This window comes from Luteimonas notoginsengisoli (assembly GCF_042648885.1).
Taxonomy (GTDB): Bacteria; Pseudomonadota; Gammaproteobacteria; order Xanthomonadales; family Xanthomonadaceae; genus Luteimonas; species Luteimonas notoginsengisoli.
On the sequence record NZ_JBHRYF010000014.1, the window covers coordinates 75,948 to 98,050 of the forward strand.

General features: G+C 67.9%; 23 protein-coding genes. 7 read left to right on the forward strand and 16 right to left on the reverse strand.

All coding sequences use genetic code 11. The features are described from left to right. The first annotated feature begins 48 nt into the window (after nt 1-48). Nucleotides 49-798, forward strand: a complete 750-nt coding sequence (locus ACFOM9_RS14735) for a DUF4336 domain-containing protein (RefSeq protein WP_386712510.1) — start codon at nt 49-51, stop codon at nt 796-798. Nucleotides 799-915: 117 nt separating this feature from the next. Here ACFOM9_RS14735 and ACFOM9_RS14740 read toward each other — a convergent pair whose 3' ends face one another. Then, nucleotides 916-1,620 (reverse strand): glutathione S-transferase N-terminal domain-containing protein, encoded by a 705-nt coding sequence (locus tag ACFOM9_RS14740; protein WP_386712512.1) that lies wholly within the window; start codon nt 1,618-1,620, stop codon nt 916-918. A 196-nt stretch (nt 1,621-1,816) separates the two neighbouring features. Between ACFOM9_RS14740 and ACFOM9_RS14745 the strand changes: the two genes are divergently transcribed. From ACFOM9_RS14745 to ACFOM9_RS14760, 4 genes are all read left to right on the forward strand, one after another. Then, a complete protein-coding gene (locus ACFOM9_RS14745) occupies nt 1,817-2,260 on the forward strand; it encodes an SRPBCC family protein (RefSeq protein ID WP_386712515.1) in 444 nt (147 codons plus the stop codon). Further along, on the forward strand, nt 2,250-2,627 hold the full coding sequence (locus ACFOM9_RS14750; RefSeq protein ID WP_386712518.1) for an ArsR/SmtB family transcription factor: 378 nt from the start codon (nt 2,250-2,252) through the stop codon (nt 2,625-2,627). Before ACFOM9_RS14745 ends, ACFOM9_RS14750 begins: the two co-directional genes overlap by 11 nt. A 209-nt stretch (nt 2,628-2,836) precedes the next feature. Then, nucleotides 2,837-3,283: an SRPBCC family protein gene (locus ACFOM9_RS14755; protein ID WP_386712521.1), complete on the forward strand. Its 447-nt coding sequence runs from the start codon at nt 2,837-2,839 to the stop codon at nt 3,281-3,283. Nucleotides 3,284-3,439: 156 nt separating this feature from the next. After that, complete coding sequence (locus ACFOM9_RS14760; RefSeq protein WP_386712524.1) at nt 3,440-3,799, forward strand: DUF1428 domain-containing protein; 360 nt, start codon at nt 3,440-3,442, stop codon at nt 3,797-3,799. 87 nt (nt 3,800-3,886) lie between these two features. On the opposite strand, the gene ACFOM9_RS14765 is transcribed toward ACFOM9_RS14760, so the two are convergent. The 6 genes from ACFOM9_RS14765 to ACFOM9_RS14790 form a co-directional block, all read right to left on the reverse strand. After that, nucleotides 3,887-4,972, reverse strand: a complete 1,086-nt coding sequence (locus tag ACFOM9_RS14765; RefSeq protein ID WP_386712527.1) for a DUF5694 domain-containing protein — start codon at nt 4,970-4,972, stop codon at nt 3,887-3,889. Nucleotides 4,973-5,144: 172 nt separating this feature from the next. Then, nucleotides 5,145-5,960 (reverse strand): DUF2884 family protein, encoded by an 816-nt coding sequence (locus ACFOM9_RS14770; RefSeq protein ID WP_386712530.1) that lies wholly within the window; start codon nt 5,958-5,960, stop codon nt 5,145-5,147. Nucleotides 5,961-6,139: 179 nt separating this feature from the next. Further along, nucleotides 6,140-6,283, reverse strand: coding sequence for a hypothetical protein (locus tag ACFOM9_RS14775; RefSeq protein WP_386712533.1), 144 nt, complete (start codon nt 6,281-6,283; stop codon nt 6,140-6,142). Between the two features lie 96 nt (nt 6,284-6,379). Then, nucleotides 6,380-6,550 carry a hypothetical protein gene (locus ACFOM9_RS14780; protein WP_386712536.1) on the reverse strand — a complete coding sequence of 57 codons (171 nt, stop codon included), beginning with the start codon at nt 6,548-6,550 and terminating at the stop codon, nt 6,380-6,382. Nucleotides 6,551-6,593: 43 nt separating this feature from the next. Next, nucleotides 6,594-7,127 carry a GrpB family protein gene (locus ACFOM9_RS14785; RefSeq protein WP_386712539.1) on the reverse strand — a complete coding sequence of 178 codons (534 nt, stop codon included), beginning with the start codon at nt 7,125-7,127 and terminating at the stop codon, nt 6,594-6,596. Between the two features lie 135 nt (nt 7,128-7,262). Then, on the reverse strand, nt 7,263-7,790 hold the full coding sequence (locus ACFOM9_RS14790; protein WP_386712542.1) for a tetratricopeptide repeat protein: 528 nt from the start codon (nt 7,788-7,790) through the stop codon (nt 7,263-7,265). 229 nt (nt 7,791-8,019) lie between these two features. Here ACFOM9_RS14790 and ACFOM9_RS14795 point away from each other — a divergent pair, with 229 nt between their 5' ends. Then, nucleotides 8,020-8,391, forward strand: a complete 372-nt coding sequence (locus tag ACFOM9_RS14795; RefSeq protein WP_386712545.1) for a glyoxalase — start codon at nt 8,020-8,022, stop codon at nt 8,389-8,391. A 55-nt stretch (nt 8,392-8,446) separates the two neighbouring features. Here ACFOM9_RS14795 and ACFOM9_RS14800 read toward each other — a convergent pair whose 3' ends face one another. The 5 genes from ACFOM9_RS14800 to ACFOM9_RS14820 form a co-directional block, all read right to left on the reverse strand. Further along, a complete protein-coding gene (locus tag ACFOM9_RS14800) occupies nt 8,447-9,004 on the reverse strand; it encodes a hypothetical protein (RefSeq protein WP_386712548.1) in 558 nt (185 codons plus the stop codon). Between the two features lie 313 nt (nt 9,005-9,317). Then, on the reverse strand, nt 9,318-11,066 hold the full coding sequence (gene ggt / locus ACFOM9_RS14805) for a gamma-glutamyltransferase (protein WP_386712692.1): 1,749 nt from the start codon (nt 11,064-11,066) through the stop codon (nt 9,318-9,320). A 146-nt stretch (nt 11,067-11,212) separates the two neighbouring features. After that, complete coding sequence (locus ACFOM9_RS14810; protein ID WP_386712551.1) at nt 11,213-13,708, reverse strand: TonB-dependent receptor plug domain-containing protein; 2,496 nt, start codon at nt 13,706-13,708, stop codon at nt 11,213-11,215. Between the two features lie 657 nt (nt 13,709-14,365). After that, a complete protein-coding gene (locus ACFOM9_RS14815) occupies nt 14,366-15,472 on the reverse strand; it encodes a glycoside hydrolase family 18 protein (protein WP_386712553.1) in 1,107 nt (368 codons plus the stop codon). 260 nt (nt 15,473-15,732) lie between these two features. Continuing rightward, nucleotides 15,733-17,229, reverse strand: coding sequence for an FAD-dependent oxidoreductase (locus tag ACFOM9_RS14820; RefSeq protein ID WP_386712556.1), 1,497 nt, complete (start codon nt 17,227-17,229; stop codon nt 15,733-15,735). 76 nt (nt 17,230-17,305) lie between these two features. On the opposite strand from ACFOM9_RS14820, the gene ACFOM9_RS14825 reads away from it, so the two are divergent. Then, the gene (locus tag ACFOM9_RS14825; RefSeq protein WP_386712559.1) at nt 17,306-17,776 is read left to right on the forward strand and encodes a MarR family winged helix-turn-helix transcriptional regulator; all 471 of its coding nucleotides are present in this window, start codon (nt 17,306-17,308) and stop codon (nt 17,774-17,776) included. A gap of 216 nt (nt 17,777-17,992) precedes the next feature. Here ACFOM9_RS14825 and ACFOM9_RS14830 read toward each other — a convergent pair whose 3' ends face one another. The 4 genes from ACFOM9_RS14830 to ACFOM9_RS14845 all read right to left on the reverse strand — a co-directional run bounded on the left by ACFOM9_RS14830 (nt 17,993) and on the right by ACFOM9_RS14845 (nt 21,749). Then, the gene (locus ACFOM9_RS14830; protein WP_386712562.1) at nt 17,993-18,139 is read right to left on the reverse strand and encodes a hypothetical protein; all 147 of its coding nucleotides are present in this window, start codon (nt 18,137-18,139) and stop codon (nt 17,993-17,995) included. A 69-nt stretch (nt 18,140-18,208) separates the two neighbouring features. Then, on the reverse strand, nt 18,209-18,394 hold the full coding sequence (locus ACFOM9_RS14835; protein ID WP_386712565.1) for a hypothetical protein: 186 nt from the start codon (nt 18,392-18,394) through the stop codon (nt 18,209-18,211). 16 nt (nt 18,395-18,410) lie between these two features. Next, complete coding sequence (locus tag ACFOM9_RS14840) at nt 18,411-18,752, reverse strand: YciI family protein (protein WP_386712568.1); 342 nt, start codon at nt 18,750-18,752, stop codon at nt 18,411-18,413. 105 nt (nt 18,753-18,857) lie between these two features. Next, the gene (locus ACFOM9_RS14845) at nt 18,858-21,749 is read right to left on the reverse strand and encodes a TonB-dependent receptor domain-containing protein (protein ID WP_386712571.1); all 2,892 of its coding nucleotides are present in this window, start codon (nt 21,747-21,749) and stop codon (nt 18,858-18,860) included. Between the last annotated feature and the right edge of the window lie 354 nt (nt 21,750-22,103).

Here is a 22,103-nt window from a genome sequence, read left to right on the forward strand (position 1 = left end):
CCACGCCGCCGGCGACACAATGTCGTGCTCGCCGGAACGGAGACGCCGATGGCCGACGCATCGATGGCCTGCTATCCACCACTCCACACGCTCAAACCCGTTGCCGCGGACGCCTGGATCGTCGACGGCCCGATCATCCGCTTCGGCATGCCGTGGCCGAAGATGCCCTTCCCCACCCGGATGACGCTGCTGCGCCTGGCCGGCGGCGACCTGTTCGTGCATTCGCCCACGCCGCTGACCGCCGGGTTGCGCGAACAGATCGCCGCGATCGGCACGCCGCGCTGGATCGTCGGCCCCAATCGGATCCATTACTGGTGGATCCCGGACTACAAGCGCGCCTACCCCGGGGCGGGCGTCTGGCTGGCCCCGCGCATCCGCGAACAGGCCGGCGCGCGCATCGATTTCCAGGCCCACCGGCTCGACGCCGAAACCGGCTATCCGTGGGATGGCGCCATCTCGACCCTGCCGATCGCGGGCAGCTTCATGACCGAGGTCGAGTTCTTCCACCACGCCAGCCGCACGCTCGTGCTCACGGACTTCATCGAGAATTTCGAGCCCGGCAAGGTCGGCAGCACGTGGATGCGCTGGCTCACGCGCTTGGGCGGCGTGCAGGACCCGCACGGTTCTATGCCGCGCGACCTGCGCCGCACGTTCAAGTGCCAGCGCGCGCAGCTCAAGGCTGCGGTCGAACGCATGCTGGCCTGGGAGCCGGAGCGCATCGTGCTCGCCCACGGTCGCTGGTACGACACGGACGGCAGCGCCGAATTGCGGCGGGCATTCGGCTGGCTGCTGGAGTAATTCTCCGCAGTCCTTGCCACGGCTCCCGATGCAGGCGCGGGATCGCAGGATGCAGCGGGCTGCGCGTTACCTGAAGCGCGCGGCTTCCGGCGCTCCGGCGGATTCGCGGGCCAGGCGCTAGTCGCGCGACGGGATCTGCAACCCCCGTTGCACCGCCGGGCGCGCCAGCCCGCGCTCGAGCCACGCCGCGACGTTGGCGAACCGGTCGAACTCCACCAGTTCCCGCGCTTCGTAGAAGGTGATCAGGTTGTTCACCCAGCCCAGCGTGGCGATGTCGGCGATGGTGTAGTCGTCGCCCATGATCCAGGCGCGGCCCTGCAGCCGGCCTTCGAGCACGCCCAGCAGCCGCCTGGTTTCGGCGACATAGCGCTGCAGCGGGCGCTTGTCCTCGTATTGCCTGCCGGCGAACTTGTTGAAGAACCCCACCTGCCCGAACATCGGCCCGATCGACGCCATCTGGAAGAACAGCCACTGGATGGTCTCCCAGCGCGCGGCGGCATCGACGGGAAGGAACTTGCCCGTCTTCTCGGCGAGGTACATCAGGATCGCGCCCGATTCGAACAACCCCAGCGGCTGCCCGCCCGGCCCGTCGGGATCGATGATCGCGGGGATCTTGCCGTTGGGGTTGAGCGCCAGGAACTCCGGCAGGTGGCTCTGGTTCTCCATGATGTCCACCAGGTGCGGCTCGTAGGGCAGCCCGGTTTCCTCGAGCATGATCGAGGCCTTCACCCCGTTGGGCGTGTTGAGCGAATACAGCTGGATGCGCCCGGGATGCTGCGCCGGCCAGCGGCGGGCGATGGGATATGCGGAGAGGTCGGCCATGGCGTGTTTCCTGCGATCGGATCAGTCCAAGGTGCAGCCGCGGTGGCGCGTTGGCAAGCGGACGGTGTGTTGCCGCAGCGCGCTCAATCGGGCACGCGTGTTGCCACCTTTGAGCGAAAGGAGATGAAGCAACCGACTGGTTGCGCTTCATGGGATATGCGCGCTACCCTCGAAATACGCAACCAGGAGGTGGCATATGACCGACCGTATCGAGAAGCAGGTGGAACTGGCCGCACCCGTCTCCCGGGTCTGGCGCGCCCTGACCGACCATCGCGAGTTCGGCGAATGGTTCCGGGTCAGGATGGACAATCCCTTCGTTCCGGGCGAGGAGAGCCGCGGCGCCATGACCCAGCCCGGCTACGAGCACATCCAGTGGCACAGCGTGGTCAAGGACATGGTGCCGGAGCGCCTGTTCTCCTTCACCTGGCACCCGTACGCGCTCGAACCGGGCGTGGATTACAGGGACGAACCGCCGACCCTGGTCGAGTTCCGGCTCGAACCCCGCGGCGAAGGCACGCTGCTGACGGTGACCGAGTCGGGCTTCGACCGCCTCCCGGCGGACCGGCGCGACGAGGCCTTCCGCATGAACGACGGCGGCTGGACCGCCCAGATGCGGAACATCCAGCGCCATGTCGAATGACGCCAGTGCGGCGCGCAGCGCGCGCATGCGCTGGTCGCGGCGCGCGGCCGCCGCCGCGGTGGTGTTCGCCGCGCTCGGCGACGCCACCCGCCTGGAGCTGGTGGGCAAGCTCGGCGACGGCGGCCAGCGGTCGATCACCGAACTGGGCCAGGACAGCGCGCTCACGCGCCAGGCGATCACCAAGCACCTGCGCGTGCTCGAGGAGGCCGGCGTCGTGCGCAGCCGGCGCCAGGGCCGCGAAAGCCTGTTCGCGCTGAACCCGAAGTCGATCGTCGGCCTGCAGGACTACCTGGCGCTGGTGTCGGGCCAATGGGACGACGCGCTGTCGCGGCTGAAGCGTTTGGTGGAGCAGCCACATGCCGTGTGACCAGGCGGACGGCGACGCGCATGGCGAACCTTGCGACGGTGCAACCGCGCGCGCGCCGTGATTGGCACTCGCGGTTTGTCGAAGCCTTGAACGTCGCACGCGGGCAGCGGCGCAACATCAGGCGACGAAACCGCGCAATCGACGCTGTCGATTTCGCCCCACCCGCTCGTCGTCCCAGGTGAACCCTGTCCATGCGCAAGGAGAACACCATGACCGGCAACACCGTCCGCCTCCATCGCGTCCTGCGCGCACCACCCGGGCGCGTCTACCGCGCCTTCCTCGACGCCGACGCACTGGCCAAGTGGTTGCCGCCCAACGGCTTCACCTGCAAGGTCCATCAACTCGAGGCCAAGGTCGGCGGCAGCTACCGGATCAGTTTCACCAATTTCTCCAGCGGCAATGCACACGCCTTCGGCGGCTCGTACCTGGAGCTGGTTCCGGACCAGCGCATCCGCCACACCGACGTCTTCGAGGATTCCAATCTGCCCGGTGAAATCATCACCACCATCACTTTCAGGGCCGTCTCGTGCGGGACCGAACTGGACGTGCTGCAGGAGAACCTGCCGGCGGTGATCCCGGTGGAACAATGCTACGTGGGCTGGCAGGAATCACTGGTGCTGCTGGGCAAGCTGGTGGAGCCAGAGATACCGGATTGAAGCGGCCCGGCCTGCGTTGACGCGCGCACGGCAAGACCTGTCCCCATCGGCTGGCCTCCGCTGCGCCAGCCCGCGTGTCGATCCGGCCCCTTCCGGATCGTCGTCGACACAAGAGCGCCCATCGGGGCGTCCATCCACGCTGAGAGGAACCCTGCCATGTCCTATATCGACGGATTCGTGATGGCCGTAGCCGACGCCAACCGCGAAGCATTCATCGCCCACGCCAACACGTTCGACCCGCTGTTCATCGAGTTCGGCGCCACCCGTGTCCTCGAGTGCTGGGGCGACGACGTGCCGGACGGCAAGCAGACCGATTTTCGCCGCGCGGTGCAGGCCAAGGACGGCGAGTCCGTGGTCTTCGCCTGGGTGGAGTGGCCCGACAAGGCAACGCGCGATGCCGGCATGGAGAAGTTCATGCAGGATCCGCGCATCCAGGCCTCCGGCGAAATGCCGTTCGATGGCAAGCGCATGATCTACGGCGGGTTCTCGCCGGTGCTGGAACTGACGAAGCGCTGACCCGGTTCGCGGCCGGGCAGGCCACGAGCCCGCCCGGAACAGGCGACACGCGTGCATCCGGAACCCCGCGATCGGCGGGGACCGCGATCACTCCTGGCCCGCCTGCAACACCGTCTCGACGTCGACGATATCCACGCCCTGCATCTGCCCCAACAGGCTGTCGAACCACGGCTTGTGCGAGGCGCCGACGATGACCAGCACGCGGGCGCCCGGCCGCTCGCGGAACGCGGCGCGGACGTTGGCCACCATGCGCAGGTTGCGGGTTTCCCAACCCGCGACGTAGGCCTGCGCAAGGCGTTTGGGCGACGTTTCGCGCATCGCGGCGCCGAAGTCGCCGTCGGCCTGCACCTGGCGCACGTCGGGGCGATTGATGTAGCGGTACAGCGCCAGCATGTCTCCGCGCTCCACCAGTTCGCCCTCGCGTTTGCGCAGCGGCTGCAGCTGCGCCTCGCTGGACGCCCAGGCCTGCCGGATCGCGTCGCCGTACGCGCCCACTTCCGAGTCCACGATCGCAACGTTGTCGCCGGTGTGGTCGTCGATCGGAAACACGCGCGCCAGGCCGAGACGCGCGGCCAGCGGCGCGGCGATCCGGTAGCGCTCGTCGTCGCGCGCCATCATCCTGCCCAGCTGCGTCGCCAGCGCGGAATCGAGGCCGTCGCCCGCAAGACGCTCCGCGGGCGGCAGCTGCAGCCACTGCGTCAGCGCGGACGCGTTGTCGCCGGCGGCCATGAACAGCGCCGCCAGATGCCGCCGCTGCTCCGGCGCCGGCACCGCCGGCCAGGTCGCCAGCGCCTTGCCCACTTCGGCGATCGCCGCCGGCACGTCCAGCCCGGTGGCAGCACGCGCGGCATCGGTGCCGCCGCAATAAGCCGACACGCTCTGCTTGTCGTAGACCGAGGGAAGCCGCGCCATCAGGTCGCAGCTCTCGCCGGGAATGGCCTCGATGGCGATCACATCCGGTTCGTACGCGGCCAGCCGCGCCAACAGCGGTTCGAGCGAGCCGGGCTCGACGCCTCCGGGCAGCTCGGAGAGGTGCACGCTGCCGAGCACCAGCACCTGCGCGCGCGTGCCTGCCATGTCGCGGTCCAGCCCCTGCAGGTCGACCTGCGCCTGCGCGATGCCTGACCAGGCCAGGACCACCGACAATCCAGCTGTCACCAATCGCTTCTTCATGCCTCGCTCCGGTGGATGGATGTTCCTGCCGAGGGAGATCCCGTCGCAGACCAAGGGCCCGACTGATGTCTTCGGCATCGCCGGCGTCCCATGGTCAGGCGATGCCAATCGGTCTGGCGGGAGCGGCCGTGGCGGCGATTCCGCTGGCCACACCGATGTCTCGACCGCCCGGTTACTCCGCGTCGTCGCGATTCGCGATATCCACACGCACGGCCGTCGCTGTCGTCGCGTCCGGATTCGCATCCCGCTCAAGCATCACCAGCGGCGCGCCGTGGTAACGGTATTCCAGCGCGTGCTGCAATTCATGCAGCGCCTGGACCTGGACGCACAGGGATCCGGCGCGATGCTCCAGCGCGCTGGCGCGCGCATCGGCCAGCCGCTCCACATCGCGACCCACCTTGTCGGCGCGCGCTTCCATGCGCTCGGCGCGACCGGTGACCGCGGCCCACAGCGTGCTGCGGGCAATGCTGCCGGTGACCTGTTCGAAGACCTGGCCGACGTCGGCCTCGAACCGCGCGCCGAACACGTCCTGGTCCCAGCGGCCGTTGCCGAGGCTGTCGTCGATGTGCGCCAGCGCGTCGTCGCGGTGACGCTCGACCTTGCGCGCCTTGCGCTCGCTCTCGGTCATCGCGCGGACCAGGCCAGCCAGCACGTCGAAGGTCAGGCTGACCGATTCGCGGGCGATGCCGGCGACCTCGGGCATCAGCGTCCGCGCGTCCTGTTCCATCAGGCGCAGGCGCCATGCATCGGCGTCGCTGACCGGCTGCACGCGGTGGTCGACGCTGAGCGTGCCGTCGTGGAAAAAGATTTCCCGCGGCATGCCTTCGCGGCGGTACAGCCAGACGCCGCCGCCGTCGACCTGCACGTTGTAGGGCGTGGAAAGCCCGCACTGCCGCGACGACAGCTCCGGCGTCTTCGACGAGCCGGCATGCGCGGCGCCCGCAACAGACAGCAGCAGACAGGCGACGACGGCAATGGCATGGCGCATGGCGGGCGGTGGACAGCGGGGATGCACGCATGATCCTGCCGCAGGCGCGGATCGACGCGTGCGGGAAGTCACGGCGCGCAAGCACCGGCCCAGGCAGTCAACGCAGAAAGTCGCGGCCTTTCGACGGCCGCGAAGCGATCGCCCGGACGGCCGACCGCTTCAGGCGAGGAGGCCTGCCGTCAGAACGGGGTCATCATCGAGAACGGCTGGCTCTCGGGCTGCACCGCGCCGGCGTCCGAACGCGTGGAGGCGAACCCGGCCATGGCGATGGCCGCCGTGACGAGGGCGATGACACACAGGATGCGGACGGTGACGTGCTTCATTGCAGGCTCCAGGGCAGCCGGGGGTTGCGGATGGCTGCGGGTTGGTTGGGATGGCGAAATTCTGCTCCCGAGGCACCCGCGTTCCCCTGACCTGGGTCAAGCCGGGGGCACGCCGCCGGTTGCGCATGGCAGGTACTCCGGTTGCGCCTGCCAGTCGCCGACCAGGGCGCTCGACACGATCACCAGAGTCCGCCAGCGGAACGGGTGAATCTGCGCGCCATTGGAGTCGCCGCTCGCCTCCGATGCGGCGGCACGCAAAGCAGCCATTGCGTGGATACCGGCGCCTGCAGGCGAGCATCGGAATACGTCGTCAGGGCTTCTGTATCTTTCCGCTGCCGCTCCTCCAGCACAGCGCCCGCCTTTCATGCTCCCTCACGAACGCGTGCTTGCCGGCGATGTAGGCGTCCATGTCGTTTGGATGCCGCGTCGCCAACCCGCGTTTCAGTTTGCCGTACCGCGCGGCGACCGCGGGATGTGCCCGCATGTAGTCGCGGAACGCAAGATGGCGGACCACATCGGCCGTGTCCGCCTCGAACGCGTGCAGCTGGTGCGTTCGCACGCCCTTGCCATCGTCCAGGCGGTAGTAGCGGCGGCCGGCAATCCCGAACTCCCCCATCGCTTCGTAGCCCAGCGCCTCGAATCGCGCTGCCCGGCGATCGAGCACCACGAGCGAAGTCGCCTCCAGCAGGATGTCGATGATCGGCTTGGCGCAGGTCTGCGGGATAGCCGTGCTGCCGATGTGGTGCAGGCGGACGGCGACGCCCCCTACCCTTTCGGCGATCCGCCGCGCTTCGGCGTCGAAGCTGGCCGGCCAGGCGGGATCGTACTGGACGACTCGAATCATGCGTCGCTCCGTGCGGGTTCGGCGGTTTTCCGAACCATCGCGGGCAGTCGGGCCGCGCTGATGGCAAATCGCACCAACCCTCCCGCGAACTCGTCCCGCACGCACCCGGCCGCCATCGACCGGGCGCGCCCGTGCCTACTGCTGCGGCGCAACCCCGAGGTAGGCGCCGGCGGCCTGCAACGAGGCCCACATGTCATCGTGCTCGGCGGCGAAGGAGCGGTCGAACAGGCGCTCGGCCTTTTCGCGGTTTCCCTCCAGCAGGGCGTAAGCGCCGACCTCGGACAGCGCGCGGGCGTCGTCGGGATTGGCGGCGAGGTAGCGCTCGAACATCGCATTGGCTTTTTCCGTCTCGCCGGCCTCGCGATACACGCGCGCGATGCGGTAGGCGTCGCCATCGTCGTGCTTGCCGGCGAGCACCTGGTCGAAGATCGCCTGGCCTTCGGCCTTGAGCCCACCGAGGTAATAAACGCGCGCCACGCCGATCCGCTCCCAGCTGCCGTCCTCGGCCTGTTTCAGCGCCAGTCCGAGCAACCCGCGCCCGGCGTCCTGGGCCGCCTGGCCGTGATAGAGCGCGGGCGCAGGCGAAGGCTTGGCCGAATACCCGACGCCGATCCCGGACACGAACACGATGGCGGCCGCGGCCGCAATGATCCCCTTCTTCACGATGCGCCCCTGGTGCCGGGCCGGATGACCTGGCTGCACCGCATTATCGCAGCAAGCCATGCGTCTGCAATCGCGGGCCAGACCGGCTTCGCGCACGCGACTTGCAGCGCCGCGCGCGCGCGTCCCGGCCCTCGATGGATTCGCCCGCATCGCGGGAAATCACGCGCCTGGCTTGTTAACGTGGCCGGGCGATCCCGTGGCATCTGCCCACGCAAGCACAGGAGCATCCATGTCCGCCTTGAGCGCTACCGACCTGAGGCCTTTCATCCCGGCGAGGGACTTCGCGGTATCCAAGCGGTTCTACGCGGCGCTGGGGTGGGAAACCCGTGACGTGGACGCCGGCCTGGCGCTGGTGCGGGTGGCCGATGTCCAGCATTTCTACGTCCAGGACTACTACATCCGCGAAGTGGCCGAGAACTGCATGCTCCACCTGACGGTCACCGATGCCCAGGCATGGCACCGACAGGTCGAGTCGGTGCTGCGGAAAGAGGCGTTTCCCGGCGCTCGCGTGCAGCCGCCCAAGCTGCAGGCGTACGGGGCGATCGTGACCTTCGTGCACGATCCCTCTGGCGTGCTGCTGCACCTGTGCCAGTGGCAGTGACCGGAGCAGCACCGTCGTCCTGCGGGCCGGCGGCCGGCACGCAGCCCGCAGGGACTCACGCAGGCGCGCGGCGCCCCGCCAGTTCGAACAGCAGCGCAGAGAGCAACCACGGCGCGGCGAAGACGCCGGAACAAAGTGCGCCGGGAAGATCGACGCCGGCCGCGAGCGCCACTCCGGCGACCGCAGCCTGTGCCAGCGCCGTCGCCGCCATTGCAAGCGCCATGCCCCGGGGCCGCCGCCGTGCGAACGCGGCGCCGAATACGGCGATGGCCAGCACGCCGGCGAACAGCAGGTTGTAGGGGTTGCCTTCGTCGCCGATCATGCCGACCGCCAGGTTCACCCAGATGGTGACAAAGCCGGTGAGGATCGCCATGCCGGCAGCCGCCCGATAGAAGAGGCCCGTCGCCCGCCACACCAGTTCGCACGCGCCGCAGGCGATGGACAGCAGTGCGCCCATCACCACGAAATCCGCGAGCGTCCAGTCGACGCCGCTGCCCGGGAACCATTGCATCGCTGCCAAGGGCAGCAGCAACAGGCAGGCGGCGCCGCCCCAGGTCGCGAGCCGCCAGGGGTTGGTACGCCGTTCGACGTCTTCTCGCATCCGGAATGCCATGGCTTCTCTCCGCGTCCAGTAGGCCAGTCGGTCGCTTCGTAGGCCGGTGCGTCCGCACGCGGGTTTCGAAGCGATGCCAGTCTGCTCCGCGCGCGTGAGCGCACGCGGGCTCCACGGTGAAGCGAGGGAGAAGTGGATGACCGGGGACGACAGGTGCGGTCCTGCGACCGATCTCAACGCTCGCCGGATGGGATGAGGCGCAGGCGATCCGCCGCTGCGGATCGGGGACCGCTGCGCTCGACCGCCCTATGGCTTTGATCGCACGGTATCACCGCGCTTCATCACTCCGACGTGGAAAGGCATCGCGCGTCGATCAAGGAACGGCTTCGACCTTGCCCAGGCCGTTCGGGTTGCGCGGGTCGCTGGCCGCGGTCTTGACGTTGCGGGCCCGGTCCCAGACCACAACGTTCATGTTGCCCCACGTGTCCGCGTCGTTGATCTCGTAACCCATTTCCACGAGCTTCGACAGCACGTCCGCGGGCACGTCGCTGCCCTGCTCGATGTCGACGCGGTCGGGCATGAACTGGTGGTGGATGCGCTTCTGCGCGGTGATCTGGCCCGCGTCCTTGCCGTCGATGAAGGCGAGGATGGCGCCGAAGACCTGGGTGATGATGGTCGAACCTCCCGGCGAGCCGATCACTGCCAGGCGATCGGTTCCGACCACGAAGCTGGGCGTCATTGACGACAGCATCCGCTTGCCGCCGACCGCCGCGTTGGCCGAGCCGCCGATCAGGCCGAACGCGTTGGGCTGACCGGCCACGAGGGCGAAGTCGTCCATCTCGTTGTTCAGCAGCACGCCGCTGTCGCCGGCGACGAAGCCGGAGCCCAGCGTGGTGTTGACCGTTGCGGTCATCGACACCATGTTGCCGTCCTGGTCGATGATCGAGTAATGCGTGGTGTGCATGCCCGGATCCTTCGCGGCCACCGACGGCAGCCACTCGGACTTCGTGGCCCGGTCGGGCAGGATGCTCTGGCGCAAGCCGTCGGCGTAGTACGGCGACAGCAGCATGTCCAGCGGCATCTTCACGAAATCCGGATCGCCCAGGTATTCGTTGTGGTCGCGGAAGGCGCGGCGCATCGCCTCGACGAGGTAGTGGATGCGATGGGCTTCATCCATAGCCTTGAGGTCGATAGGCGCGAGGATGTTGAGCATTTCGGCGACCGCCACGCCACCTGAGGACGGCGGCGGCGCGGTGATGACCTTGTAGCCGGCGTAATCGAGCTCGATCGGCGCGCGCTCCTTGGCCCGGTAGCTGGCCAGGTCGGCGAGCGTCCAGGTGCCGCCGGCCGCCTTCACCGCCTTGACCATCTCCTGCGCGACCGGACCCTTGTAGAAGCCGTCCGCGCCGCGCTCGGCCATCGCCTTGAGCGTCGCGCCCTGTCCCGGGTCGCGGAAGAGGGCGGATTCCTGCGGCACGTTGCCGCCGGGGAAGAACTTGCCGGTCGAGGCCGGGTAGCGCCGCAGCACGTCGGCCTTGCGTTCGATCGAACGCACCAGCGCGCCGCTGGGATGGAAGCCTTCGTCGGCCAGCCGGATCGCCGGACGCAGCGACACCGCCAGCGGCAGCTTGCCGTACTTTTCGGCCATGTAGGCCAGGCCTGCCGGCATGCCGGGAATGCCGGCGGCAAGCGGGCCGTTGAGCGAGGTGTCGCGATTGGGGGTGCCGTCGGCGTTGAGGTAGTCGGCCTCGCTCACCGCCTGCGGCGCCATCTCGCGCGCATCGATGAACGTGTCCTTGCCGGTGGCGGCGTCGTGGATCAGGGCGAGGAAACCGCCGCCAAGACCCGAAGCTTCCGGCTGGACCACCGACAGCGACGTGGCGACGGCGATCGCGGCATCGACCGCGTTGCCGCCCTGCGCGAGCGTTTCGAAACCGGCCTCGGTCGCCAGGGCATTGGCGCTGGCGATCGCGGCGGTGGCGGGAGCGGTGCGCGGCGGCGCTTCGTCGCGCGCCTGCGCCACGGTGGACAGGGCGATCGCCACCACCAGCACGGATCGGCACCAGCGCAGGTTGCGGCGATTCGGAATTACGCGGGTCTGCAGCGTGTCCTGGTCGAACATTCGGTCACCTTTCATGGATTGGGTCGCGCCCGGCCGCATGCGGCAATAGTGAGCAATCCGCCGCCGCGCTTCGCGGATCGCCGGTGGAACTCGCGACGGAAGCTCCGGCTCGCGCAGGAGCTTTCAAACTGTTGCCACCGCCGGATTCACCAGCTGTAGCGGACCTTTCCGTACACGTACGCGCCCTGGAAGCCGAACGGCGAACTGGACGAATACGGGAACGCGCCATTCTGGTCGTCGTCCAGCGGCGCCCGCTTCGGATAGGTATTGAGCACGTTGTCGCTGCCCAGCGTGAACGTCCAGCGGTCGCGGTGATAGCTCGCGGCCACGTCGAGCAGCCACTTGCCCGGATACACCGTGTCATCGAGGTAGCTGGTCGAACCGTACGACGTGATGCGGCCGTAGCGGGTCGCCGTGGCGTTGAACGCCCAGTTGCCGCTGGTATAGGTCTCGTTGACGATCAGCTTGCTGCGCGGGGCGGTGTCGGCCAGCAGGCCCTTGATCGCACTGCGGTTGAGGCGCTGGAAAATCAGGCCCAGCGAGTCGAGCACGGCGGGATTGGGCTTGACGTCGGTGACTTCGTTCTTGTGGTAGCCGTAGCTGAGCGTGGACGACAGCGAGCCGTTGTCGCCGACGGGCATGCGATAGCTGGACACCAGGTCGATGCCCTGGGTCTTGACGGTACCGGCGTTGGTGAAATACGCCAGGCCGCGGTACTGCAGGTTGGTGATGCCGTTCTCGGCCAGGTAGGCGATGACCTCCGGGGTCGAGAGCGACAGCGAGCTCGACAGCGCGATGCGGTCGCGCACGGTGATCTGGTAGACGTCGGCGGAGAAGCTCAGCCGATCGGTCGGATTCCACACGGCGCCGAAGGTGTAGTTGCGCGCCTTTTCCGCTTCCAGCGGCTCGCTGCCGAGCAGGCGCGCGATCGGGTTGTCCACCGGCACCAGGCCGCGCAGGTAGATGCCCGGCGGCAGCCCGAGCGAGTTGCCGGGACCCACGGCGGCCGAGGTGGTTTCGGAATAGTGCTGCTGGCCCAGCCCCGGTGCGCGGAAGCCGGTGGACGCGCTGCCGCGCAGCGCGAACGAGTCGGTGAAGTCGAAGCGGCCCGACAACGCCACCGAATTGGCCGTGCCGAAGTCCGAGTAGTCCTCGTGGCGCGCCGCCGCGGAGAAGCCGAAGCGATCGGTGAGGTTGCCTTCCAGCTGCACGTACTCGGCGATGTTGTGCCGGTCCACCGAGATCTCGTCCTGCGGGCCCCAGCCGGCGAAGCCCTGGGCGCCGCCAGGGACGCCGGACATCCCGACGTAGTACGAAGCAGGATCGCCGGAACGCACTTCGTAGGCCTGCCGCAGATACTGCGCACCGAAGGACAGCGTCAGCGGGTGCGCCAGCGAGTCGGCGCCGATCTCCCTGGAAATGTCGAGGTCGACGGTCTGTTGCGAGGCCGACAGGATGCCGTCGTGGAAATCGGTCGGGCTGCTGCCGAAATCATTGAGCATGGCGAAGTTGGTCGAGTCGAGCGTGCTGTACGACACCCGGTTGTTGCCGTAGTTGCCGCTCAGGTCCCAGTACCAGCCATTCACTTCGCCGCGCAGGCCCGCCACCAGTGAGCGGTCTGTCGACTCGCCGTGTTCCCTCGGCAGGAAGCCGTCGGGATACACCATGTCGATCAGGGGATGGCGCGGGTATGGCGTGTTGGTGCCGTAGCGATAGAACCCGCGCGGCTCGCCGACGCGCTTGCCGAAATGTCCGTACGCATACAGCTGCACGCCGGGCGTGATGTCGTACTGGCTGTTGAGGAACAGGTTGTCGCTCCTGAACTTCACGGTGCCGTAGTGGAACTTGACGCCCAGATGGCTCACGCCCGGACGACGATCGACGCCGGCGCGGTTGCTGGGATTCTGGTTGCTGCTTTCCGCCGTGACGCGCAGCCAGCCCTTGTCGCCGCCGAGCGCAACACCGAGATTGCCCGCTGCCTGCCACTGCTCGCCATCGCCGGCGGAATACTGGCCACCGCCCACCTGGACATCGCCGCCCTCGGCGCCCTTCTTGAGAATGATGTTGACCACGCCGGCAAGCGCGTCGGAGCCGTACTGGGCCGACGCGCCGTCGCGCAGCACTTCGATGTGGTCGATCGCCGACATCGGGATCGTGTTCAGATCGATGCCCTGCGAACCCTGGCCGATCTGGCCGAGGCTCAGCACCAGCGCGCCGGGATGCCAGCGCTTGCCGTCGACCAGCACCAGCACCTGGTCCGGGGACAGGCCGCGCATTTCGAAGGGCCGCTGGAACGCGAACGTGTCCGAGGCGGGCGCGAACGGAAAGTTCAGCGATGGGATGGCGCGTTCGAGGGCCTGGGCCAAGTCGATCGTGCCGGTCTGCATCAATGCTTCGACCGAGATCACGTCGATCGGCGTCAGCGACTCGCTGACGGTGCGGTTGCCGGCGCGCGTGCCGGTCACCACCACCTTGTCCAGGTTCGTCGTCGCTCCGCCCGGCCTTTCGGCGGCCGTCGTGGCGGTCGCGTCGGATGGCGGCGGGGGGCTGGCCTCCTGCGCCGCCGCTGCGAGGTTGGTGAGTGCCAGCAGTACCGCGGTAGCCAGCAGGGTCGGAACGTTCCGGCCAGGACGCTTGTTCATGACAACTCTCCCCGAGTGTTTGCTGCAACAAGATGCCGCCGGACGAAACGGCCGCGCGTTCGATTCTTCAACCGATGAAGGAGCCCTGGCGTGTTCCGGTCGAAACATCCGATTCCCCTTTAAAGCCCCTTGTCCGAGCATAGTCACAGGCGCGCGAAAGCTCCTATGAAAAAAGCGGCACCTGGCATAACCAAAGGCTGTGGGTGCTTTCGCCTCGGGCCGTGGCCGGTGCGCCTGGGCGCGGACCGCGCGGCGGCTCGGAAGAATGTCCTGGACTTGTTTGGCTCATCTTTCGAGTGAGCGACGTGCCGTGCGATCGACCGGGCGCGCGCGGATTTTGCCGAGGGCAGGACGGTGCGGGATCGGCCGGCGTTGCCTCGTGGTGAAATGCATGGCGGTTTCGCCCAACGCTGCCGGGGAACCGGCGGCCAGGAAGCCTGTGCTCCGATGGTCCGGCACGCGTGCAGGGCTTCGGGACGAAATCAAGAAGAATGCAGCGCCGCAACGGATGCTGGGGATGCGTGCATCGCCGACCTGCGCGTCGCGTCGGATCCGTCAACACACGACGAGCCAGCGATCGAAGAACACCAGCCGGAAATCGGAATCCCTTTTTTGGAAGCGGCGCGCGATCCGGTGCTCGATCCCCGTCGCCTGCCCTCAGCGCAAACCGCTCCGGACCGCCTCCACCAGTTCGCCCTCGGGATCGTGGCGCTGCTCCCAGTACATGATCCCGCCCAAGCCGTGCGCCTTGACGTAGGCGGCCTTGGCGGCAATGGAGGCCGGATCGTCGTACGTGACGAAGCTGCGCGTCCTGGCATTCCATGACCAGGAGGCCTGCGCCTTTGCGTCGTGGTGTTGCACGAAGCCGTTGCGGCCAAGGTAGTCACGCTTGATCTCCGGCCACGAATGCTCGGTGACGTAACGCTCGTAGCGCTGGTACAGGCCGTCGTGCGAAGGCGTCACTTCGCCGAATTCGCGGCCGTAGAACGCCGCGCCGATCAGCAGCTTGCGCGACGGCACGCCTGCGGCCAGGTATTCGCGCACCGCGCCGTCGACGCTGCGCGCGCCCGACGGCGCCAGGGACGAGGGATACACGCCCGCGTGATGGCCGGTGGTGGGCGTGGTCGAATTGACGAAGTCGTAGGTCATCAGGTTGAACCAGTCGAGGTACGGCTCGACCGCCGCGATGTCGATGCCTTCGGCGAACGACCCTTCGGCGGCGGCGATGCTCAGCGTGTAATGCCGCTCCTCGCCCGCCGACGCGTCCAGCGCGGCGCGCAGCGCCTTCAGCAGCGCGGTGAAGTTGGCGCGATCTGCCGCACTGGCTGCGATGCCCGCATCGCTGCGGCCCGGGTATTCCCAGTCCACGTCGATGCCGTCGGCGCCGTGCGCCTTCACCAGTTGCGCGGCGCTGCGCGCAAACGCTTCGCGTCCTTGCGCGGTGGCCGCTGCCTCCGAGAATCCGCCGGCGCCCCATCCACCAACCGCGATGACCACCTGTAACGCCGGCTTCGCACGTTTGAGCGCCACCAGCTTCGCCAGCCGCTCGGGCGCGTCGCCCGGCAGCGCCACGTCGTTCCCTTCGACCTTGGCAAACGCGAAGATCAGTGCGTCGATATTCTCCAGTGCGGCTGCCTGCTGCGTGGTCCAGTCAGTGGCGTAGCCGACCACGCGGTACGGCGAGGCTGCATGCGCGGCCGCGGTGCACGCGGACACGAGGATGGCGAACAGGCCGATGACGAAGTGTCGCGACAGGGATTCCATGCGGGTTCCAGATGGATCGAGTAAAACGGCGCCGGCCCAGTGGCACCGGGCGCCTCGAGCGGCAGGATAGAGCACCATCGCGGATGGGCCGGGCCAAGGGCTGCAGTCGAGAGTTCGAACCGGTCGCACGCATGCGCTTCATTCCCACTGGGGTCACCTTGCCATCTCTCAGATCGCAGCGCAGATATCGGCGATATGGACGGACCGAAGCGACAGGACCAGCCCGTCACAGCGCATGCAACGTCCGCGGCGCGCGCGCGTCATCTGCAAACGCCGACGCGACGAAGATATTCGTCCACGGGCCCAGCCCCGCCAGGAGGCAGGATCGCGCCGATGTAGCCATCCGGCCGCACCAGCACCCGCTCACCGGCCGCCAATGCGTACGCGTCGCCGAAGTGGTGGGCGTCATCGAGAAACCCGCCGCGCGTCCCGAAGCAGTAGCTGCGCAGGCCGGGACGCGGTGCAACGGGTTCTCCCGTCGTCGCACTGCAAAGCAGCGTCCAATGGGCGCCCTTGAACAGTTCGAACAGCCGTGTCGGCTGCCCGGCTGCACCGCGTATCGGCGCATCCGGCGCGCGATCCCCCGCGCGCAGCCGGCCGTTGCGCTGCGGGTTCTCCGGTGCGAGTGTCGAACCGGCATAACCGATGCCAAGCTGGTCCACCTCCCGACCGCGTCGCATCTCGCCACGCTGCGCCTGGTCCAGCAATTTCGTGGACAGGCCGAGCACGTCGGCCGCGATCGGCCGACGCTCCTCCTCGTAGGTGTCCAGCAGGGATTCGGGCCCGCCGCCCAGCACGGCCGCCAGTTTCCAGCCGAGGTTGTAAGCGTCCTGCACGCTGGTGTTGAGCCCCTGCCCGCCCGTTGGCGGATGGACATGCGCCGCGTCGCCGACCAGGAGCACGCGCTCGATGCGGTACCGGTCCGCCAGCCGCGCGTTCATGTCGTAGGCCGAGGCCCACGACACCGAATCCACCACGATGTCGTCCCGGCCCGTGCGCTGCGCCACCAGTCGGGTCAAGCCGGCGGCGGAAAGGTCGGGTTCGCCTTCCTGCGGAACCGGCGCCTGCAGCTGGAACAGATCGGTCCCCCGCAGCGGACACAGCGACACGAACGCGTCCATGCCGCCTTCGCCGAACTGGTGCCACGCGTCCGGTGCGAGGCCCTCGAGCGTGACGTCGGCCACCACCGCGCGCATGCCCAGGGTGTTGCCGGGAAACCCGATGCCCAATGACCGGCGCACGAAGCTGCGCCCGCCATCGGCGCCGATGAGGTAGCGGGCGCGCACGACCTCTTCGCCGGCGGGCGTGGACAGGCGCGCCTGGACGCCCTGCTCGTCCTGCCCGAAGTCCACCAGCGTCACACCGAAAGCGACCTGACCACCGAGCTCGGCCAGTCGGTCACGCATCACGCCCTCGGTGAGGAACTGCGGAACCAGCAGCGCCAGGCGATACGGTTCGGATGGCGTCGATTCGAACTGCCCGTCCAATGGCAGATCGGTCCACGTGCCATCAGCGCGGTACTTGCGCGGCGGCGGATACAGGCCGCCGATCGCGACGAGTCGGTCCAGGATCCCCAGGTCCTCGAAAATCTCCTGGGTACGTGGCTGGATTCCCTTGCCGCGCGAGCCTGCGAAAGGGCCTGGGTTCTTGTCGATGAGGCGGAAGGCGAGGCCTCGCCTGGCGAGCTCGATCGCCAGCGTGAGGCCGGCTGCTCCGGCGCCGCAGATGAGGACATCGGTTGAGGATTGCAGTGTCATGGCAGCTCCTTATGTGTAATATGCACATATCAGGAGCGATGCTATGCCGACCAAGAACAATGTGCAAGATGCACATATGTCCCGCCAGCTGCGGACCCTGCACGACGCCCTGCTGGCGATCGCCAGCGCCATGAACCGGCCCCAGCGCGACGAGGCGCTGGTGCGGCAGGCGGGCATTTCCCTCGATCGGGCGTTGTTCCCGCTGCTCGTCGGCATCGAGCGCTGGGGGCCCATCGGCGTGGTCGAGCTGGCCGATCGCGCAGGGCGCGACCACACGACGGTCAGCCGGCAGGTCGCCAGGCTCGAAAGCCTGGGGCTGGTCGGTCGCCAGGCGGGCGAGCACGATCGCCGCGTGCGCCGTGCGGTGGTCACGCCGCAGGGGAAGGCGATGACCGACGCGGTCGATGCCGCGCGCGAACGCATCGGCCGGGCGATCTTCGCCAGCTGGGACCAGCAGGATGTCGCCGACCTGGTGCGGCTGATGCACAGATTCGCGGCGGAGCTGGATGGCGACCATGACCTCGAGCAACCCGTCCGGGACGCCTGACCGGTCGACGCGCACGGCGAGTTGTCCTGCTATCCGGTGAAACCCGCCAGACCCGCTTCTACAGATCAGTCATTCGAAGTTGCCCGTCGTCCGGGCGCACGGATCGCATGGCATTGTTGCCGAGGATGCTGCGTCCGGCCTGGCAGGAACGGTGCGATCGTGCTGGCTCGGTCGCCTCTCCGATCGCATCGGTCCTGTGCCTCTGAACCGGACAACTCAGCGAGCTTTCCCGGCCTTGGCGATGAAGGCGCAACCCACGCCAGCGAATGCCGCCGCGACGCCGTAGAAGGCCACCTGCCCGCCAAGGACACCTGCGGCTGCGAAGGCAAGCCCGCCGGCCAGGAACAGGGCGCCCGCGATCACGGACGGCTTTTTTGCACTAACTGCTTTCGACATGGGCTACACCGGATGCACGACTTGCCAGGCAGCCCCTTAGCGGACGGTCGGGTCGTAAAGATTGAGCAGCACGAGCGCGGCCAGTCCGAACAGATTGCAAGCGTGTGCCCTGCCACGCACCAGCGCAAACTGCCGGTGCGCTGGTAGACGCTGGATGTTGCTGGGAATGCCAACGGGCCAGACACGCTCGAGTACGCCAAGAATGAGCAGCTTCAGGCGCATTCCCGGCTCCTCGGCCTCAGGAATGCGGGTCGACCCCGAAGACACGCAGCTCCTGCGCGCAGCGGCAGGCTTTCGCGATGCGCGCGGCCCAGACAATGGCCTCCTCGCGCGACGGCAGTTCGAGCACGGTGAAGCCGCCCTCCAGCGCAGGTGCCCAGGGGTAGCCGCCTTGGGCAACCCCACCGTCTTCCGACACGAGCGCAGGTGGCACGCTGTCGTCGATGCCGCCGGCGAAGACATGCACGCCAGCCGCCTTGGCGGCTTCGATCACCGCGTGAGCATCGCGTCCGACCGCCTCCAGTTCGCCGTCGGGGACGACCATTGCCGCGCTGGGGAAGGAGATCAGGTACTTGGCCATGGCGATCTCCGGTCAGTGGGATGGGTCAACTGGTGAGCGTTCGACGAGCGAACGTGATCCGCCTTTTCCTGGTCCAGTCATGACCGACCGACGCCGCGCCGGCCGTCACCAGTAGTTGAACTCGAGCTGCAGGGTGAACGAACGCCCGCGCGGATCGGCGACGCGCGATTCCCACGCGGCGCCGTCGCCGTGGTCGAGGTAGCGCAAGGTGAACGGCGGATCGGTGTCGAGCAGGTTGCGGATGCCGAAGGTCGCCTTCAGCGCGTCCGAGACGTCCCAGCCCACGCTGTAGTTGTAGGTGACGTACGCATCCACGTCCGCATCGTAATCCGGTGGGACGTACGTGCCATTGCGCAGGCCGGGCGGCAGGTAGTCCTCGTAGCCGTCGCGATAGACCTGGGTCAGCGTGTGGGTGAACGCGCCCTTGCTCCAGCCGAAGCTCAGCGTGTGCTTCCACTTCAGCGGCAGGTTGAGGTAGGGCTCGTACTTGCCCACCCTGTTGTCGCCGTAGGGATCGCTGCTGAAATCCTTCTTGCGCGACGTGTCCAGGTAGCTGCCGTTGAGGTTGAGGTGGAAGTCGCCACCCCACAGCTCGCCGGTGAGGTTGGCATCGAGCTCGATGCCGCGCGTCAGGCTGCCGCCGGTGTTGATGAAGCGCTGGTCGATCTGCACGATCGAGCCATTGGCGTTGCGGAGGAAGTTGGCCGCGTAGCGGTCGTAATCGGCCCGCATGTCGTCGAGGTCGAACCCGCTGCGGATGGTGTTGAGCCGTTCGATCTCCCACCAGTCGATGGCGAAGTTGAAGTTCTCCGTCGGCGCGATGACGATGCCGAAGCTCTTCTGCTTCGACTCTTCCGGCTCGAGCGCGGGGTTGCCGCCGATCAGGATGTCGGGCTGGATCTGCACGTCGCAGCCGGCGACCTGCGGGTTGTAGATGCCACCCGGGCAGAGGGCCGGATCGGCAAGGTCGAGGTTGGTGTACTGGGTTTCGGCCTGGGCGCGGAACAGCTGGGCGAACGACGGCACCTTGAACCCCGTGCTGTACGCGCCGCGGAAGGCGAGCCAGTCGACGGGCTGGTACTTGAACGAGTACTTCGGGTTGGTGGTGCCGCCGAAGCCGTCGTAGCGGTCGTGGCGCCCCGCGAGGGTCAGCTCGAGTGAATCGACGATCGGCAGGTAGAGTTCGACGAACGCCGCCCTGACGTCACGGCTTACTTTCGGCAGGTAGTTCTGCGAGTCGCCCGGCGCACCGAACACCCAGGCGTTGCCGAGCGCAGCTTCCTCCGGGCCGGTGAACTCGTACTCCTCGCGGCGCAGGTCCACGCCGACCGCCGCCTGCACTTCGCCGCCAGGCAGCGCGAACCCCAGGCCGCCCGAGAAGCTCGCGTCGAAGATCGTGCTGGTGCTCTCGCCGCCGTACAGCTGCGCCCCGCGCGCCGATGCCGCCTGCAACGCGGCCATGGCTTCCGCGCTCTGCTCCTGCCCCGGCAGCAGGAACGGATTGAGCAGGCCGCTGCCGAGGATCTCCTTCAGCTGCGGCGTGTAGTAGTAGCCATTGCCGAGCACCGACTCCGCCCTGCTCACCGCGCGCGACACGCCGGCGCCGTAGTCCCAGCTGCCAATCGCGCCCTCGAAGCCGAGCAGCAGGCGGGTGGCCTTGGTCGTGGTCTCGATCTCGCGCGGCCCGCAAGCAATGCAGCGCCAGCGGTAGGCAATGGGGTTGCCGTACGCAAGGTTGTCCTCGCCGAAGTACGCGGCCAGCCCGTCGTACACCATGTCGTAGGTGGCCTGGGTCCGGTCGTTGAGCGGATACCAGGTGGTCGGATCGAGGAATGCCGGCCCGACCGACGTCGACGACGACAGCTGCTGCGCCTCGAACTGGCGCTTGGACGTGACGCGCGACCCCATGAATTCGAGGTAGGCCTGGTGCTGGTCGGCGATCTTGAACGTGGCGCGGCCGATGACCTGGGTCGATTCGACCGGCTGCTGGATCACGCGCGCGCGGCCGTAGTCCCAGGCGCACGCGTACTTCGAACCGGGGGAACTCCAGATCCCGTCGTCGTACGCGCCCATCAGGTCGCCGCCGGCCTCGCAACCGGGCCCGCCCGGCAAGTCGAGCAGGTTGACCGCGCTGCGAAGCCCGCCGTCGTCGGGATCGACCAGGCTGCCGACGATCAGGCCGCCAGTCTGGTTGAACACATTCGCGAACGGCGTGCCGCGCGTGTCCGGCGACAGGCCGCGCTCGGGCTGGAAGCTGTTGGCGAAGTCGCGATCGATGCCGCGCAGGATCCGGTTCTCCTTGAAGCTCAGCGCGCCCCAGACGTTCCAGCGATCGCTGTCGAGATCGCCGAAGCCGCCGAGCACACTGGCCCGGTAGATGTCGCCGCCACCGTCCTGGGTGACATCGGCACCGGCGGTCGCCGACAGACCCTTGAACTCGGTGCGGGTGATGAAGTTGATCACGCCGCCGATGGCGTCGGTGCCGTAGACGGCCGACGCACCGTCGCGCAGCACCTCGACGCGATCGATCGCCGCAAACGGGATCGAGTTCAGGTCCACCACCTGCCCTGCAAGGCCGTGGGTGGCGACACGGCGTCCATTGAGCAGCACGAGCGTCGCATCGGAGCCCTGCCCGCGCAGGTTGGCCCCGGATACCCCGTTGTTGCCGCGGGTGTCGGGCGGCGCGATGCCGCTGTTGGCGGCCAGGCTGTCGGCGCTGTTGCTGGCGACGTTGAGGAACTGCAGCAGCTGCTCGGCGGAGGTGATGCCCTGCGCTTCGATCTCTTCCTTCTGCACCACCCGGATCGGCAGCGCGGCGGCAACCTCGGTGCGCTTGATGCGGGTGCCGGTCACGGTGACCGCGTCCAGGGTCCTGGCCGCGGCTGTGTCCTGTTCCTGCCCGGCGCTGCCGGCCTCTTGTGCGACGGCCGGCAATGCCAGCGCGAACAGCGATGCACAGCACAGGCTGCGCAGACAGACGATGCGAATCCCGATCATGCGATATCTCCCCGGCGATCAACGGTCAATGGCGCGGGCTCCCCAAAACCTGGCCGACCAAAGCCGGATCCCGTCCGGCTCCCGCATTGGGGCACGCACGCGCCACGACGTCAATCCCGGGCGCGCAGCGGTACCACGCATCGCACGATCGATACTGCAGCCCTGCGTGAAGCGATTGCGGCTCTCTCCAACGTCTGCAAACAGCTCGCGATCAAGACGCTCGAGGCGCAGGCACGGTGCGAACACATCCCCTGGCCGAAAAAATCGGCTACCGACCTCGCCGGTGGACCACTACGATCAGGTAAATCAACCCATTGAGCCGCAGGTCAACCTGGAGGCGAAGTCAGCTTCCTG